This is a genomic window from Variovorax atrisoli (assembly GCF_014195185.1).
GTDB classification, from domain to species: domain Bacteria; phylum Pseudomonadota; class Gammaproteobacteria; order Burkholderiales; family Burkholderiaceae_C; genus Variovorax; species Variovorax atrisoli.
In genome coordinates this window covers 1,060,652-1,076,848 of record NZ_JACIBG010000001.1, presented here as the reverse complement: position 1 = coordinate 1,076,848, position 16,197 = coordinate 1,060,652, and the positions used below count along the sequence as shown (strand labels likewise).

10 protein-coding genes and 4 tRNA genes are annotated in these 16,197 nt (G+C 66.0%); 11 read left to right on the top strand and 3 right to left on the bottom strand.

Translation table 11 applies throughout. The annotated features are described in order from the left end of the window. Positions 1 to 83 precede the first annotated feature (83 nt). The 3 genes from FHY06_RS05120 to FHY06_RS05110 all read left to right on the top strand — a co-directional run bounded on the left by FHY06_RS05120 (position 84) and on the right by FHY06_RS05110 (position 4,659). Positions 84 to 1,283, top strand: coding sequence for an efflux RND transporter periplasmic adaptor subunit (locus tag FHY06_RS05120; protein WP_184603694.1), 1,200 nt, complete (start codon positions 84 to 86; stop codon positions 1,281 to 1,283). Further along, positions 1,280 to 4,468 (top strand): efflux RND transporter permease subunit, encoded by a 3,189-nt coding sequence (locus FHY06_RS05115; RefSeq protein ID WP_019652326.1) that lies wholly within the window; start codon positions 1,280 to 1,282, stop codon positions 4,466 to 4,468. Before FHY06_RS05120 ends, FHY06_RS05115 begins: the two co-directional genes overlap by 4 nt. A 104-nt stretch (positions 4,469 to 4,572) precedes the next feature. Further along, a tRNA-Leu gene (locus FHY06_RS05110) sits at positions 4,573 to 4,659 on the top strand. Between the two features lie 87 nt (positions 4,660 to 4,746). Here the strand turns inward: FHY06_RS05110 and FHY06_RS05105 are convergent. Then, on the bottom strand, positions 4,747 to 5,724 hold the full coding sequence (locus tag FHY06_RS05105) for a tetratricopeptide repeat protein (RefSeq protein WP_184603693.1): 978 nt from the start codon (positions 5,722 to 5,724) through the stop codon (positions 4,747 to 4,749). 261 nt (positions 5,725 to 5,985) lie between these two features. Here FHY06_RS05105 and tig point away from each other — a divergent pair, with 261 nt between their 5' ends. The 8 genes from tig (at position 5,986) to FHY06_RS05065 (ending at position 12,987) form a co-directional block, all read left to right on the top strand. Then, entirely contained in the window at positions 5,986 to 7,302 is a 1,317-nt protein-coding gene (tig, locus tag FHY06_RS05100; protein ID WP_184603692.1) for a trigger factor, read from the top strand. A 116-nt stretch (positions 7,303 to 7,418) separates the two neighbouring features. Beyond that, positions 7,419 to 8,027 (top strand): ATP-dependent Clp endopeptidase proteolytic subunit ClpP, encoded by a 609-nt coding sequence (clpP, locus tag FHY06_RS05095; RefSeq protein ID WP_019652328.1) that lies wholly within the window; start codon positions 7,419 to 7,421, stop codon positions 8,025 to 8,027. Between the two features lie 107 nt (positions 8,028 to 8,134). Next, positions 8,135 to 9,400 carry an ATP-dependent Clp protease ATP-binding subunit ClpX gene (gene clpX, locus FHY06_RS05090; RefSeq protein WP_026346146.1) on the top strand — a complete coding sequence of 422 codons (1,266 nt, stop codon included), beginning with the start codon at positions 8,135 to 8,137 and terminating at the stop codon, positions 9,398 to 9,400. A gap of 23 nt (positions 9,401 to 9,423) precedes the next feature. Continuing rightward, positions 9,424 to 11,865, top strand: coding sequence for an endopeptidase La (gene lon, locus FHY06_RS05085; protein WP_184603691.1), 2,442 nt, complete (start codon positions 9,424 to 9,426; stop codon positions 11,863 to 11,865). A 61-nt stretch (positions 11,866 to 11,926) separates the two neighbouring features. Continuing rightward, a tRNA-Gly gene (locus FHY06_RS05080) sits at positions 11,927 to 12,002 on the top strand. Positions 12,003 to 12,065: 63 nt separating this feature from the next. After that, a tRNA-Cys gene (locus FHY06_RS05075) sits at positions 12,066 to 12,139 on the top strand. 103 nt (positions 12,140 to 12,242) lie between these two features. After that, a tRNA-Leu gene (locus tag FHY06_RS05070) sits at positions 12,243 to 12,334 on the top strand. 20 nt (positions 12,335 to 12,354) lie between these two features. Beyond that, the gene (locus tag FHY06_RS05065; RefSeq protein WP_019652331.1) at positions 12,355 to 12,987 is read left to right on the top strand and encodes a DUF6806 family protein; all 633 of its coding nucleotides are present in this window, start codon (positions 12,355 to 12,357) and stop codon (positions 12,985 to 12,987) included. Positions 12,988 to 13,089: 102 nt separating this feature from the next. Here the strand turns inward: FHY06_RS05065 and FHY06_RS05060 are convergent, their stop codons facing one another. Continuing rightward, positions 13,090 to 15,306 (bottom strand): Ig-like domain-containing domain, encoded by a 2,217-nt coding sequence (locus FHY06_RS05060; protein WP_184603690.1) that lies wholly within the window; start codon positions 15,304 to 15,306, stop codon positions 13,090 to 13,092. 90 nt (positions 15,307 to 15,396) lie between these two features. Further along, positions 15,397 to 16,194 (bottom strand): PA3715 family protein, encoded by a 798-nt coding sequence (locus tag FHY06_RS05055; protein WP_184603689.1) that lies wholly within the window; start codon positions 16,192 to 16,194, stop codon positions 15,397 to 15,399. Between the last annotated feature and the right edge of the window lie 3 nt (positions 16,195 to 16,197).

The following is a 16,197-nucleotide window of genomic DNA, read 5'->3' as shown; positions in this document are numbered from 1 at the left end:
GTCATTGACACTGGTTCACGTTTACCCTAGATTACTAACCAGTGGGTCAGTAATGACTCGGTTCGTCCTATCCAGGGTGTCTCATGACCGCCTCCACCGTCTCTCCGTTCCGTGTGCGCAGCGCCGCCTGGCTGCTGCTTCCCGCCGTGCTTCTGGCCGGCTGCTCTCCGAAGCCCGCGGCCGAAGATCCGGTCCGGGCGGTCAAGTTCGTGACCGTGGGGACCAGCGAATTCGATGCCCAGCCCGAGTTCTCGGCCGAGGTGCGAGCCCGCGTCGAATCGCGCCTGGGCTTTCGCGTGGGAGGCAAGATCACGAAGCGCCAGGCCGAGCTCGGCCAGCACGTGCAGGCCGGCCAGGTCCTGGCCCAGCTCGATCCGCAGGACTATCGCCTGGCCGCCGAAGCCGCACGCGCCCAGCAGGCCGCTGCGCTCACCAATCGCGACCTCGCTGCCGCCGACCTCAAGCGCTACACCGAACTGCGGGCCCAGAACTTCATCAGCGGCGCCGAGCTGGAGCGCCGCGAAACCACCTGGAAGGCCGCGCAGGCCCAGCTCGAACAGGCCCAGGCGCAGCTCGCATCGCAGGGCAACCAGGCCAACTACACGACGCTGGTGGCCGACGTGGCCGGCATCGTCACCGCCATCGAGGCCGAGCCGGGCCAGGTGGTGCAGGCCGGTACGCCGGTGGTGCGCATCGCCCAGGACGGCGCGCGCGACGTGGTGTTCGCGGTGCCCGAAGACCGCGCCACGCTGATCAAGACCGGCTCGCCCGTCACGGTGCGCGGCTGGTCCGGAGGCAATGAGCTGCAGGGCCAGGTGCGCGAGGTGGCGGCCAGTGCCGACGCGGTCACGCGCACCTACTCGGTCAAGGTAGCGATCGACGCCGCCACCGCGCCGCCGCTCGGGGCCACGGTCTATGCGCGCCCGCAGGCGCTCGCGCACTCCAGCGCTCCCGTGATGAAGCTTCCGACGAGCGCGCTGCGCCAGGAAGGCAAGGGCACGGCCGTGTGGGTGCTCGACAAGTCGACCATGACCGTGCGCTCGCAGCCCGTGCAGGTGGCCACCGCCGACGGCAACGAAGCCGTGATCGCCGGCGGCATCTCGCCCGGCATGATGGTCGTGGCGGCCGGCGTGCACGTGCTGTCGCCGGGGCAGAAGGTCACCATCTACCAGTCCAGGGAGGCGGCCGCGGCTGCCGCCAATGCCGTTGCGAAGGAGTCGGCACAGCCCGTCACGGCTGTCGCTGCGACGAACAAGGAGATCGCATCGGGTGCCGCCAAATGAGCGGCGGCGCAGCGAACCCCACCGACAAGCCTTCCGGCTTCAATCTCTCCAAATGGGCGCTGGACCACGCGCCCCTCACGCGCTACCTGATGGTGGTGCTGATGGTGCTGGGCGCATTCGCGTACTTCCAGCTCGGGCAGGACGAGGACCCTCCCTTCACCTTCCGTGCGATGGTGGTGCGCACCTACTGGCCCGGCGCCACAGCGCAGCAGGTGGCCGAGCAGGTCACCGACAAGCTCGAACGCACGCTGCAGGAGGCCCCGTACGCCGACAAGATCCGCAGCTACTCGAAGCCCGGCGAGTCGCAGATCATCTTCAACATCAAGGATTCGTCGAAGTCCACCGAGGTGGCCAACGTCTGGTACACGGTGCGCAAGAAGATCGGCGACATGCGCGCCACGCTCCCGGCAGGCGTGCAGGGACCGTTCTTCAATGACGACTTCGGCGACGTCTATGGCGTGATCTACGCGCTGGAGAGCGAGGGCTTCAGCTACGCCGAGCTCAAGACGATGGCCGACGACGTGCGCCAGCAGCTGCTGCGCGTGAAGGACGTGGCCAAGGTCGACCAGTTCGGCGTGCAGGACGAGAAGATCTACATCGAGATCTCGCAGAAGCGCCTGGCCCAGCTGGGGCTCGACTTCAACGCGGTGCTTTCGCAGCTCGGCTCGCAGAACGCGGTGGAGAGCGCAGGCACGATCCAGTCGCCGGCGGACGTGGTGCAGGTGCGCGTCGCGGGGCAGTTCACCAGCGTCGACCAGCTGCGCGAGATGCCCATCCGCGGCAGCTCGGGCAACCAGCTCAAGCTCGGCGACATCGCCGACATCCATCGCGGCTACATCGATCCGCCTTCGGTCAAGGTGCACCACCAGGGCAAGGAAGTGATCGGCCTGGGCGTGTCGATGGCCAAGGGCGGCGACATCATCGCGCTGGGCAAGGCGCTGAAGGCCACGGCCGTGACCATCGGGCAGCGGCTGCCGGCCGGCGTGAAGCTGGCGCAGGTGCAGGACCAGCCGGTGGCGGTGGCCAGCTCGGTCAACGAGTTCGTGGGCGTGCTGATCGAGGCCGTGGCCATCGTGCTGGGCGTGAGCATCGTCTCGCTCGGCCTGCACAAGGGCGGACGCTTCGGCTGGTACATCGACATGCGCCCGGGGCTGGTGGTGGCGATCACTATTCCGCTGGTGCTGGCCGTGACCTTCCTGGCCATGAACTACTTCGGCATCGGGCTGCACAAGATATCGCTGGGCTCGCTCATCATCGCGCTGGGCCTGCTGGTGGACGACGCGATCATCGCGGTCGAGATGATGGTGCGGAAGATGGAAGAGGGCTACGACAAGGTCCGCGCCGCCACCTTCGCCTACGACGTGACGGCCAAGCCGATGCTCACGGGCACGCTCATCACGGCGGCTGGCTTCCTGCCGATCGGCATCGCCAAGTCGGTGACGGGCGAATACACCTTCGCGATCTTCGCGGTGACGGTGATCGCGCTGGTGCTGTCGTGGATCGTCTCGGTGTACTTCGTGCCCTACCTCGGCACGCTGCTGCTCAAGGTGAAGCCGCACGCGGCTGCGACGGAGTCGCCTGGCCAGTCCACTCCTGACGCGACGCCGCACGAGCTCTTCGACTCGCCCTTCTACAACGCCTTCCGCAAGACGGTGAACTGGTGCGTGCAGCACCGCTGGATGACCATCGGCGCCACGGTGCTGATCTTCGCGCTGGGCATCTTCGGCATGGGCAAGGTGCAGCAGCAGTTCTTCCCGGATTCGAGCCGGCCCGAGATCCTGGTCGACATCTGGTTCCCAGAAGGCACCTCGTTCGCCGCGAACGAGGAAGTGGCCAAGCGCGTCGAGAAACGCATCATGCAGGAGGCCGGCGTGAGCACCGTCAGCACCTGGATCGGCTCGGGCGTGCCGCGCTTCTACCTGCCGCTGGACCAGGTGTTCCCGCAGACCAACGTGTCGCAGCTCATCGTGCTGCCCACGGACCTGAAGGTGCGCGAGACCCTGCGCATCAGGCTGCCGCAGCTGCTGGCGCAGGAATTCCCCGAGGTGCGCGGCCGCGTCAAGCTGCTGCCCAACGGCCCGCCGGTGCCTTACCCGGTCCAGTTCCGCGTGATCGGCCCCGACCCGGCGCTGCTGCGCGGCCATGCCGACGAGGTGAAGGCCGTGCTGCGCGACAACGCCAACATGCGCGGCGTGAACGACAACTGGAACGAGTCGGTGAAGGTGATCCGCCTCGAGATCGACCAGGCCAAAGCGCGCGCCCTGGGCGTGACGAGCCAGGCCATCGCGCAGGCTTCCAAGACCATGTTCAGCGGCACGACGGTGGGCCAGTACCGCGAGAACGACCTGCTGATCGACATCGTGCTGCGCCAGGCGCCCGACGAGCGTCAGGCCATTTCCGACATCGGCAACGCCTACATCCCGACGGCCTCGGGCCGCTCGATTCCGCTCACGCAGATCGCCAAGCCGGTGTTCACCTGGGAGCCGGGCGTGATGTGGCGCGAGAACCGCGACTACGCCATCACCGTGCAGGGCGACGTGGTCGAGGGCCTGCAGGGCGCCACCGTGACCGCGCAGCTGCTGCCGAAGCTGCGCGAGCTCGAGGCCGGCTGGGTCGCGGCCGGGCAGGGCGCCTACCGCATCGAGGTGGCCGGTGCGGTGGAGGAAAGCAGCAAGGGCTCCGCCTCCATCGTGGCGGGCGTGCCGATCATGCTGTTCCTGGTGTTCACGCTGCTGATGCTGCAGCTGCACAGCTTCAGCCGCTCGCTGCTGGTGTTCATCACCGGTCCGATGGGTATCGCCGGCGTGGCAGGTGCGCTGCTGGTGCTGAACCGGCCCTTCGGCTTCGTCGCGCTGCTGGGCGTGATCGCGCTGATGGGAATGATCCAGCGCAACGCGGTGATCCTGATCGACCAGATCGAGCTCGACCGCGCGGCGGGCGTGCCGGCGTGGGATGCGATCGTCGAATCCGCGGTGCGCCGACTGCGGCCCATCGTGCTGACGGCCGCCGCGGCGGTGCTGGCGATGATCCCGCTGTCGCGCAGCGTGTTCTGGGGGCCGATGGCCGTCGCCATCATGGGCGGACTGATCGTGGCGACGGTGCTGACCCTGCTCGCGCTGCCTGCGATGTACGCCGCTGCATTCCGTGTGAAGCGTGAGCCGGAAACGCGGCCGATTAGCGTCTAAAATCGCTGGCTGACCGATTTCAAGCGGATGGTCTTTGGCCCACGGGAATCCGTGGTGCGAAAAGGCCGTCCGCTTTTGCATTCACCTGAAAAAAGATTGGCATCGCGCGGGTGGCGAAATTGGTAGACGCACCAGGTTTAGGTCCTGACGTTCGCAAGAACGTGCCGGTTCGAGTCCGGCCCCGCGCACCAGCCCTGCACGTAGCCCGTTCTATCGAGCAGACTAAAAGCCCCGTTCCGAAAGGAGCGGGGCTTTTTCCTTCTGCCTCTTCGTTTTCTTCACCAGTCGTTGTCGCTGCTGCCGCTGTCGAAGCTGCCGCCGCTGCTGCTCGAGTCGTCCCAGGAGCTCGTGTCCTTGATGCCGAAGTCGTTGTCGACGAAGCGGTCGGGCTCCTGCGAGGTCGAGGGCGTGGACGACGAGGGCCAGAGGCTTCGGCCCATCTCGGTGTTGCCGCTGTCGGGCACGTGCGTCGTCGTGCCGCTGTCGTTCCTGTCGAACACGCCGTTGTCGCTGCGCCCGTGCATCCAGTGGCGCACGGCTTCTTCCGCAACCACCGCGCCGACGCCCACGGCCGCACCGGTGGCGAGGGCTGAGCCGAGGCCCATGCCGGGGCTTGCCGCAGGCGGGGGCGCAGGCGTCCAGTTGCCGCCGGGACCGTAGCTTCCGTAGCCCGCCGGCATGCCTTGCGCGCCGGGTGCGCCGGGCACGGGACCGTACGACGGCGAAGGCGCGGCCGCGGGCGGCGCCACCCGGCTGCGGAAGGCCAGGTAGCCCACGACCAGCAGGCCGACGAGGGCGATCGGCATCCACGGCACGGAGCCCGTCCTGCCTTCGCTTGTCACAGGTGCGGGAGTGGGAGCGGACTCGCTGACGCGCGAAGGCGTGTTCACGGATCGCGGCGCGGGCGAGTCGAGCTTGTTCGTGAGCCGTTCGACGGCTTCCGGCCTGGCGAAATCGAGGCCGGGTGAGAGCTTCTTCGCCTTCGCGAGCTCACCTCTCGCGTCCTGCAGCCTGCCTTCTGCCGCGAGCAGTTCGGCGTGGACGAAATGGGCCTTCGCGCTGTCGGGATGATCCTTCAGCACCTTCGCGATCATGGCGTCGGCATCGGACATGCGCCCGCCGTTGGCCGCTTCGTAGATCTGCTGGATGGTGGGGTCTTTCGGCGCGGCCGCCTCGGTCCCGGCCTGCGCGAGCGAGGGCAGGCCCAGTGCCAGGGCAAGGGTGAAGGCGAGGGCGGCGAACATTCGCTGGAGCATGAGATTTTCCTGTGCGTTCCTGTGCAGGAGGATGACACGGCCACTCTACGGGCTGAATATTGGACGAACCTGACCGCCGCCGGGCCCCGGCTCCAACCCCGTGAAAACCCGCTTTGCGGCCAGATTAGAATTGCAGGTTGCCCAGTTTTGCAGGCGGCACACGCGTGCCTCCGCTTAAATCCCGCCAGCGCGTGCAAGTCTTTGATCCGTATCGACAAAAGACACAGGCATTGCGCGGCAGCCCCTCACCAGGAAGACATCATGACCGTGACCGTTGAAACCCTCGAGAAGCTCGAACGCAAGATCACGCTGACCCTGCCGGTCGGCACCATCCAGTCCGAAGTCGATTCGCGCCTCAAGAGGCTCGCGCGCACCGTCAAGATGGACGGCTTCCGCCCCGGCAAGGTGCCGATGAACGTCGTGGCCCAGCGCTATGGCTACTCGGTGCACTACGAAGTCATGAACGACAAGGTCGGCGAGGCCTTCTCGCAGGCCGCCAACGAAGCCAAGCTGCGCGTCGCGGGCCAGCCCCGCATCACCGAGAAGGAAGGCGCGCCCGAAGGCGAACTGGCCTTCGACGCCGTCTTCGAAGTGTTCCCCGACGTCAAGATCAACGACCTGTCGGGTGCCGAAGTCGAGAAGCTGTCGGCCGAAGTCGGTGAAGACGCCATCGACAAGACCCTGGACATCCTGCGCAAGCAGCGCCGCACCTTCGCCCAGCGCGCCCAGGACGCCGTGGCCCAGGACGGCGACCGCGTGACCGTCGACTTCGAAGGCAAGATCGACGGCGAGCCCTTCCAGGGCGGCAAGGCCGAAGACTTCCAGTTCGTCGTCGGCGAAGGCCAGATGCTGAAGGAATTCGAGGACGCCGTGCGCGGCATGAAGTCGGGCGACAGCCGCACCTTCCCGCTGTCGTTCCCGGCCGACTACCACGGCAAGGACGTGGCCGGCAAGCAGGCCGACTTCCTCGTCACCGTGAAGAAGATCGAAGCCTCGCACCTGCCCGAAGTCAACGAGCAGCTCGCCAAGTCGCTCGGCATCGCCGAAGCCACCGTCGAAGGCCTGCGCGCCGACATCAAGCGCAACCTCGAGCGCGAGGTGAAGTTCCGCCTGCTGGCGCGCAACAAGAACGCCGTCATGGATGCCCTGGTCGCCAACGCCGAGCTCGACCTGCCCAACGCCAGCGTGCAGGCGGAAGTCAACCGCATGATCGAAGGCGCCCGCGCCGAGCTGAAGCAGCGCGGCATCAAGGATGCCGACAAGGCTCCGATCCCCGACGAAGTGTTCCGCCCGCAAGCCGAGCGCCGCGTGCGCCTGGGCCTGGTGGTCGCCGAGCTGGTGCGTGCCAACAACCTGCAGGCTAAGCCCGAGCAGATCAAGGCCCACATCGACGAGCTGGCCGCCAGCTACGAGAAGCCCGCCGACGTGGTGCGCTGGTACTTCAGCGACAACAACCGCCTGGCGGAAGTCGAAGCCGTGGTCATCGAGAACAACGTGACCGATTTCGTGCTGGGCAAGGCCAAGGTCAACGAAAAGTCGGTCTCGTTCGACGAGCTGATGGCTCAGCAGCAGGGCTGATCTCCGTCTTCGCCCGCTACGCCGATGGGGCTTGTGCTTTGCGGCACGAGCCCCATTTCACTCAAGGCGTACATTCCAGAAACAGCGAACGATCCCTTTTCCCGGAGAGCAAATTCATGAGCGCACAGGATATCCAGGCCCTCGGCATGATCCCGATGGTCATCGAGCAATCGGGCCGCGGCGAGCGGTCGTATGACATCTACTCGCGCCTCCTCAAGGAGCGCATCGTCTTCCTGGTGGGCGAGGTCAACGACCAGACCGCCAACCTCGTGGTGGCCCAGCTGCTGTTCCTCGAGAGCGAGAACCCGGACAAGGACATTTCCTTCTACATCAACTCCCCGGGCGGCAGCGTGAGCGCCGGCATGGCCATCTACGACACCATGCAGTTCATCAAGCCCGACGTTTCGACCATGTGCCTGGGCTTCGCGGCCAGCATGGGTGCCTTCCTGCTGGCTGCCGGCGAGAAGGGCAAGCGATTCTCGCTGCCCAACTCGAAGATCATGATCCACCAGGTGCTCGGCGGCGCACGCGGCCAGGCCACGGACATCGAGATCCACGCACGGGACATCCTGCGTACAAAGGACCAGATGAACCGTATCCTGGCCGAGCGCACCGGCCAGCCGCTGGAAAAGGTCAAGGCCGACACGGAGCGCGACTATTTCCTCACGGCTGACGAGGCCAAGGAGTACGGCCTGGTGGACCAGGTCGTCACCAAGCGCGGTTAAACGCCGGCGCCGAGGGCGCCAAATGGCAAAAGACGGCGTTTTCCACACGGGGAACGCCGTTTTTGTTTAGTTATCATTGTCCCTACCCTGTAACGAGGCAAATGTCCATGGCCGATAAAAAAGGCTCCTCCAGCGAAAAAACGCTTTATTGCTCGTTCTGCGGCAAGAGCCAGCACGAGGTCAAGAAGCTGATCGCGGGCCCTTCGGTCTTCATCTGCGACGAGTGCATCGACCTTTGCAACGAGATCATCCGCGACGAGCTCCCGGCGGGTGAGGAAGCGCGCGAAGCGCGCAGCGACCTGCCGACGCCGCTGGAGATCAAGGCCAACCTCGACAACTACGTGATCGGCCAGGAGCCGGCGAAGCGCATGCTGTCGGTGGCCGTCTACAACCACTACAAGCGCCTGCGCCACAAGGAAAAGGCCAAGGGCGACGACGTGGAGCTCAGCAAGAGCAACATCCTGCTGATCGGTCCCACCGGCTCGGGCAAGACGCTGCTGGCGCAGACCCTGGCGCGCATGCTCGACGTACCCTTCGTGATGGCCGACGCCACCACGCTGACCGAAGCCGGCTACGTCGGCGAGGACGTCGAGAACATCATCCAGAAGCTGCTGCAGAGCTGCAACTACGAAGTCGAGCGCGCCCAGCGCGGCATCGTCTACATCGACGAGATCGACAAGATCTCGCGCAAGTCCGACAACCCCTCCATCACGCGCGACGTGTCGGGCGAGGGTGTGCAGCAGGCCCTGCTGAAGCTCATCGAAGGCACCATGGCCAGCGTGCCGCCCCAGGGCGGGCGCAAGCACCCGAACCAGGACTTCCTGCAGATCGACACGACCAACATCCTGTTCATCTGCGGCGGCGCGTTCGCGGGCCTGGAGAAGGTCATCGAAAACCGCACCGAGGCCTCGGGCATCGGGTTCGGGGCAGCGGTCAAGAGCAAGCAGCAGCGCAGCCTCACGGAAGTGTTCCGCGAGGTCGAGCCAGAGGACCTGATCAAGTTCGGCCTGATTCCCGAACTGGTGGGCCGCATGCCCGTGGTCGCCTCGCTCGCCGAGCTCTCCGAGGACGCGCTGGTGCAGATCCTCACCGAGCCCAAGAACGCGGTGGTCAAGCAGTTCACCAAGCTGCTGCAGATGGAAGGCGTGGACCTCGAGATCCGTCCGGCGGCGCTCAAGGCGATCGCCCGCAAGGCGCTGGCCCGCAAGACCGGTGCACGCGGTCTGCGTTCGATCCTTGAACAGTCGCTGATCGACACCATGTTCGAGTTGCCGAACGCGACCAATGTCGACAAGGTGGTGGTCGAGGAATCGACCATCGACGAAAACAAGCCCCCGCTGCTCGTGTACCGCGAAGCGGCGAAAAAGGCTTAAAGCCTAAGACGCGAAGGATTTGCATGTCTGGCCACACCCCCTTGCCTCCCGAAGCCCTCGACCTGCCGCTGCTGCCGCTGCGCGACGTCGTGGTGTTTCCCCACATGGTGATCCCGCTGTTCGTGGGACGCCCCAAGAGCATCAAGGCGCTCGAGCTGGCCATGGAGGCGGAGCGCCGCATCATGCTCGTGGCCCAGAAGGCCGCGGCCAAGGACGAGCCCTCCGTCGAGGACATGTTCGAGGTCGGCTGCGTCTCGACCATCCTGCAGATGCTCAAGCTGCCCGACGGCACTGTGAAGGTGCTCGTCGAGGGCCAGCAGCGCGCCCGCGTCAACCGCATCGATGACGGCGAGACCCATTTCTCCGCCAACGTGACGCCCGTCGAGGCGCCCGAAGGTGGCGAGAAGGGCACCGAGGTCGAGGCGCTGCGCCGCGCGGTGATGCAGCAGTTCGACCAGTACGTCAAGCTGAACAAGAAGATTCCGCCCGAGATCCTCACCTCGATCTCGAGCATCGACGATCCGGGCCGCCTCGCGGACACCATAGCCGCGCACCTGCCGCTCAAGCTCGACAACAAGCAGGCCGTGCTCGACCTCGACGACGTCAAGGAGCGTCTGGAAAACCTGTTCGGGCAGCTCGAGCGCGAGGTCGACATCCTCAACGTCGACAAGAAGATCCGCGGGCGCGTGAAGCGCCAGATGGAGAAGAACCAGCGCGACTTCTATCTCAACGAGCAGGTCAAGGCCATCCAGAAGGAGCTCGGCGAAGGCGAAGAGGGCGCGGACATCGAGGAGATCGAGAAGAAGATCAAGCTCGCGAAGATGTCCAAGGAAGGCCTGAAGAAGGCCGAGGGCGAGCTCAAGAAGCTCAAGCTCATGTCGCCCATGTCGGCCGAGGCCACCGTGGTGCGCAACTACATCGACGTGCTGGTCGGCCTGCCCTGGAGCAAGAAGACCAAGATCAAGCACGACCTCGCCAATGCCGAGGCGGTGCTCAATGCCGACCACTACGGCCTCGAGAAGGTCAAGGACCGCATCCTCGAGTACCTCGCGGTGCAGCAGCGCGTGGACAAGGTGAAGGCGCCGATCCTGTGCCTCGTTGGACCTCCGGGCGTGGGCAAGACCTCGCTGGGTCAGTCGATCGCCAAGGCGACCGGCCGCAAGTACACCCGCATGGCGCTGGGCGGCATGCGCGACGAAGCCGAGATCCGCGGCCACCGCCGCACCTACATCGGCGCGCTGCCGGGCAAGGTGCTGCAGGGCCTGAGCAAGATCGGCACGCGCAATCCGCTGTTCCTGCTCGACGAGATCGACAAGCTGGGCACCGACTTCCGCGGCGACCCGTCGAGCGCGCTGCTCGAGGTGCTCGATCCCGAGCAGAACCACACCTTCGGCGACCACTACGTGGAAGTCGACTTCGACCTGAGCGACGTGATGTTCGTCGCCACCTCGAACTCGATGAACATCCCGCCGGCGCTGCTGGACCGCATGGAAGTCATCCGCCTCTCGGGCTACACCGAGGACGAGAAGACCAACATCGCGATCAAGTACCTGCTGCCCAAGCAGATGAAGAACAACGGCGTGAAGGACGACGAGCTCGCGGTCACCGAAGAAGCGGTGCGCGACATCGTGCGCTACTACACGCGTGAGGCCGGCGTCCGCTCGCTCGAGCGCGAGCTATCGAAGATCTGCCGCAAGGTGGTGAAGGGCCTGCTGCTCAAGCAGCTCACGCCGAAGGTCACCGTCACGGGCGAGAACCTCAACGACTTCCTCGGCGTGCGCAAGTACACCTTCGGGCTGGCCGAGAAGCAGAACCAGGTCGGCCAGGTGGTCGGCCTTGCGTGGACCGAAGTCGGCGGCGACCTGCTGACGATCGAGGCGGTCACCATGCCCGGCAAGGGCGTGATCAGCCGCACCGGTTCGCTCGGCGACGTGATGAAGGAGTCGGTCGAGGCCGCGCGCACCGTGGTGCGCAGCCGCTCGCGCCGCTTGGGCATCAAGGACGAGGTCTTCGAAAAGCGCGACATCCACATCCACGTGCCCGATGGCGCGACGCCAAAGGACGGCCCGAGTGCGGGCGCCGCGATGACGACGGCCTTCGTGTCGGCGCTCACGGGCATTCCTGTGCGCAGCGATGTCGCGATGACGGGCGAGATCACGCTGCGAGGCGAGGTCACGGCCATCGGCGGCCTGAAGGAAAAGCTGCTGGCGGCGCTGCGTGGCGGCATCAAGACCGTGCTGATCCCGGAAGAGAACGCCAAGGACCTGCAGGACATTCCCGAGAACGTGAAGAACGGCCTCGAGATCGTGCCGGTGAAGTGGATCGACAAGGTGCTCGAGATCGCCCTCGAGAAGATGCCCGAGCCGCTGTCGGACGAAGAGGTGGCTGCATCCGCTGCTGCGATGGCCGAGTTGGCCAAGCAGCGCGCGCCTGCACCGGCTTCGGAAGGCTCGGTCAAGCACTGATCGAAGCGTCGCAGAAGTTGCGGGACCTTGAAAAATTGGTATATACTTCAAGGCTCGAAACGCGGGAATAGCTCAGTTGGTAGAGCGCAACCTTGCCAAGGTTGAGGTCGAGAGTTCGAGACTCTTTTCCCGCTCCAGTTTTGAAAAAGGGAAGCTCCAGCTTCCCTTTTTTTCGCTAGGTCGATTTCGTATTTCAGCGTGGCGCGATAGCAAAGCGGTTATGCAACGGATTGCAAATCCGTCTAGTCCGGTTCGACTCCGGATCGCGCCTCCACTCTCCTCTCGGTTCAAACTGATTCGACCCCGAACACCAAGCCCCGCCAACCGACGTTGCCGGGGCTTGTTTTATTTGGGTTATCGTCGATGTCCAACCTGATGCCCGGATGGTGAAATTGGTAGACACATCGGACTTAAAATCCGCCGCTTCCTTAATCGGGGCATACGGGTTCGACCCCCGTTCCGGGTACCACACTTAAAAGGGAGCATTAGATGCCTCGCTACAACGCTCCATTTGAAATTCATGTGCACGGCGACGTGCCGCTGCGTTCGGACGTGACCTTCGATCAGATCCAGGAAGCGCTCAAGCCGCTGTGGAAGTACGCCGGCGCCAAGTCGCTGGCCGATGGCGCGACCAGTTCCTACGAGGAAGAGCCCGGCATCCGCTACGAGCAGAAGGACCACATGCTCCAGATGTGCTGGACCGTGGCCGGCGACGAAGACTTCCGCCAGGCGCTCGACGAGATGTGCATGGGCCTGAACGAGCTTTCCGAGCGCGGTGCGGCCATCGAGGTCACCTTCTACGACACCGACTTCGACGAGGAAGAAGGCGACCCCGAGGAAGAATCGCGCGACGACTTCCTGATGCTGTTCGTCGGCCCGAACCCGGCCGCGATCATGCAGGTGCAGCGCGACCTGCTGGTGGAAGACGTGGTCAATCTCATGGAGCGTCATTTCGACGGCTCCGAACTGGGCGGCGTGGTTGCCGAGATCGACCGCCTGTTCAGCGACCGTTTCGACGCGCTCGTGAACTCGCTCGAAATCGGCAAACGCCCGCGCGGTACGGGCGGGCCGGGCAGCGGCGGTGGTCACGGCGGCGGTCGTCGTCCGCGCCATCTGCACTGAGCAGAGTCCCCCGCCTGCCCGGGCGGGACTCCGCAACTCCGCAACTCCGGGCATGGCGCGGCCTGCAGGCCGCGCAGCGCGCTTTCTCCTGACCGCCGGCGATCAGGGCCGCTTGTCGCCAAACAGGCTGTCGTTGGTCAGCGGCCACCCGACTTCGGGTGCGTAGCGCACCGTCCAGTTCGCCGGGTTCTTCACGCGCGCCGCGAAGGCTGCCAGGTCCGAGCGATCGAGTGAACCCGTGTAGATCGCGTTGGTCTGGTTGGCGGGGCTCACCGTGAAGCTGAAGGCGGTGCCTGCGGCCGTGACGGCGTCGGGAATGGTGCCCGCGGTGCCGCCCAGCGTGATGGTCGCGAGGTAGTCGCCGACGGCGGTGATCTGTCCCGCTACGCCGTCGCCCAGTCCGGCGATGGTGCCGCCCGCGATGGCATAGACGGTTTCCGACTTGCCGATGCCGCCCGGCGACCCGAGCGTGAAGCCCTTGTCCGCGATCGGATTGCCCGTCACGTCGGTCTGGATCGTCACGATGGTGCCTGCCGGCAGGTTGCGGTCGGCGGTCCAGAAGAAGGCGGTCTCGTTGGTGATGCCGGAGAACTCGTTGGTGCCCGACTTGCGGTCGCGGTCGGTGAAGAGCACCTTCGTGCCGCCGTTGACCGCCTTCAGCAGCACGAAGGCGTAGGCGTCGGGCGCCTCGGCGTTGGCCGCCATGAAGAGCAGGTCGCCGGTGGCGAGCGTGGTGGCGCCAGCGGTGGTGGTGAAGCTCAGCGTCGTCGCGTCGCCGATGCCGGGGAAGGCGTTGCCGGTGGGATCGGTGATGGCGTTGCCGTCGATCGTGACGTAATAGCCGCTGCTTGCCGACAGCAGTGCGGTCGGCACCAGCTTCAGCTTGTTGAAGGCCACCTGCAGGCGTGCGGCGGGGCTGTTGGAGTTGAAGGTCTCGACCACGCTGCCGTCGGCCTTGTGCAGCACGATGCTGCCCGAGCCCAGGCGAACGGCTTCGTTGAACGTCAGCGTGAGCGACGCATCGAGGTTCACGCCGACGAGGCCCGCCGGTGATGCCTTCTTCAGCTTCGGCGCTGTGGTGTCGACCAGGGGCGCACCCAGGCGGACCACGAAGCCGTCGAATTTCTGGTCGGCGGGCGGCAGGTCCTTCGAGGCGGTCTTGCCGTCCCACTTGGTATCGCCGTTGTCCAGCAGCAGCTGGACCACCGTGCCGGCCTTCACGGGGCCCGGCACCTCCACGACGGACTCGAAGCTGCCGCCGGTTTTCTTCGACAGGGAATCGAGGTCGTTCGACAGCTCGACTGGTGCGCTGCCAGGGTTGCCGTTCCACGCGAACAGCGCGAAGTTGCGGTCCACGTCCGGGCTCGCGGGGCCTGCCGGGCCGGCGACGATCAGGTAGTTGCCATCGGTGCCCTTGTCGATCGAGCGGATGCCGCGGCCGCCCAGTTCGAGCTCGATGGGCGTACCGAAGGCGGCCTGGGTGGCGGTGCCGGCGACCAGCGCCGCGTAGTTCTGCAGCGGCACGATCAGCGCCTTGGAGCGTACGGCGGCGCCCGTCTGCGGCGCACGGAAGCCCAGCCATAGCGCGGTGTCGCCCGGCGAACTGGTCATGCCCTCGATGGAGAAGCCGTCGACCCGCTCAGGCGCGATGCCGGCCCCTGCCGATACGGCAAAGCCGAAGTGGTTGGCGCCGAGGCCGTGCGCATTGCCGGAATCCCACGCGATGAGCTGCGCTTCGAGCAGCGCGAACTGGCCGACATAGTCGAACGCGGTGGCCGCGCCGGTGCCGCTGACCCTGACGGCGAACAGGTGCGAGCGGTCGGAGGCGGCGTCCGCGCCGTCCTTCTTGTTGCTGTTGGAGCCGGTGAGGTACAGCGTGTCGCCGATGCGCGTGCCGGCCTCGAGGTCGAGTTCCTTGGTGAGCTTGGGGCCGTCGAGCTTGTAGCTCCATTCCTTCACCGCCGCGCCGCCGGCGCGCGGGTAGACGCGCAGCACGTTGGCTTCGTCGTCCGCGACGATCATGAAGTTGTCGGGCAGCGCGATGGCGGTCGATGCGTCGGACGAGCCTTCGGTGGTGCCCGCATTGGGCGTGAACCGCGCCTCGGAGACGAACTGGCCGGGCTCGGAGGGCGTTGCCGGCGGCTGCGCGGGTTGCTGTGCGGGAGGCTGGGCAGCGGGCGGCGCCGAACTGACTGGCGGAAAGATCCCGCCAAGCCCTGAGCCTCCACCGCCGCCTCCGCAGGCGCCAAGGGCCAGCGCGAGGGCGCCGACGAGGATCAGGGGCTTGAAGGGAATGCGAAGCTGGGGGAGGGAGTTCATTGTGCGCGGCAATACTTTTTGACAAACCGCGCATGCTGGTACTTCTGTGTGACGGCCCGGTGAAAAAGCGGGCCCTGGATCAGCCTCCCGTCAGGGAATCTGCTGCTGGAGCGACTTCGGCACCTTGAAGCGCTCGCCGTCGTAGCGCAGCGTGACGGTGTTGAACTTCGGGGGCAGGGCCTTCTCGATGCAGCCCTGGTCTTCCTGCTCCTGCGCGCGGCTTTGCAGCAAGGTGCGAGACAGCTGCAGGTCGGCGAAGCCGTTGCTGATGCCCTTGCCGACCGAGAGCATGGTGCGCAGCTTCTCGAAGTGGCCGGTGCAGGTGGAGTCCCAGCCGCCATGGTCGTGGTCGAGCTCGATCTCCTGCAGCACCTGGCGCAGCTGTTTGCCGTGATGCACGTACAGCCGCACCGTCTCGCTCGCCAGCGGGCTGCCGGGCCCGTTGCTGCCCTTGTAGCGCACGCGCAGCCCGAAGGCGCGCGCCTCGGGCGAGAGCACGTACCGCGAGGTGTCGATGCGGATGTCCTGGATGGAGGTGGTGGCGTCCTCGTCGAGCGCCTCGGGCTGCACGAGCCGGCCGATGACGGTGTCGCGCTCCGTGTTGCCGTTGTCGGGGCGCTGGATCAGCAGGATCTCGAGGTCGAATACCTTGGCGCCGCGGTCGGTGGTTTCGCGCGGCATCGGCAGCACGACGATGCTGCGCCCCGGAAAGGCCGGCCACACCTTGCAGGCTGCGAGCCGCTCGTCGAGCTGGCGTTTGGGGTGCAGCTTGGCATGCATGCGCTCGGCAAGGCCGCTCTCGCAGGCCGCATGGCTCACTCCGGCGACCGAGAGGCCCAGGAGGAAGAAGGCCCACGGGGCGGCGCGGCGCGGAAGCGGCAGGCGCATGGC

Coding starts and splice junctions, on each gene's coding strand:
- FHY06_RS05120 (WP_184603694.1), top strand. CDS start 84: ATGACCGCCTCCACCGTCTCTCCGTTCCGTGTGCGCAGCGCCGCCTGG.
- FHY06_RS05115 (WP_019652326.1), top strand. CDS start 1,280: ATGAGCGGCGGCGCAGCGAACCCCACCGACAAGCCTTCCGGCTTCAAT.
- FHY06_RS05105 (WP_184603693.1), bottom strand. CDS start 5,724: ATGCTCCAGCGAATGTTCGCCGCCCTCGCCTTCACCCTTGCCCTGGCA.
- tig (WP_184603692.1), top strand. CDS start 5,986: ATGACCGTGACCGTTGAAACCCTCGAGAAGCTCGAACGCAAGATCACG.
- clpP (WP_019652328.1), top strand. CDS start 7,419: ATGAGCGCACAGGATATCCAGGCCCTCGGCATGATCCCGATGGTCATC.
- clpX (WP_026346146.1), top strand. CDS start 8,135: ATGGCCGATAAAAAAGGCTCCTCCAGCGAAAAAACGCTTTATTGCTCG.
- lon (WP_184603691.1), top strand. CDS start 9,424: ATGTCTGGCCACACCCCCTTGCCTCCCGAAGCCCTCGACCTGCCGCTG.
- FHY06_RS05065 (WP_019652331.1), top strand. CDS start 12,355: ATGCCTCGCTACAACGCTCCATTTGAAATTCATGTGCACGGCGACGTG.
- FHY06_RS05060 (WP_184603690.1), bottom strand. CDS start 15,306: ATGAACTCCCTCCCCCAGCTTCGCATTCCCTTCAAGCCCCTGATCCTC.
- FHY06_RS05055 (WP_184603689.1), bottom strand. CDS start 16,194: ATGCGCCTGCCGCTTCCGCGCCGCGCCGCCCCGTGGGCCTTCTTCCTC.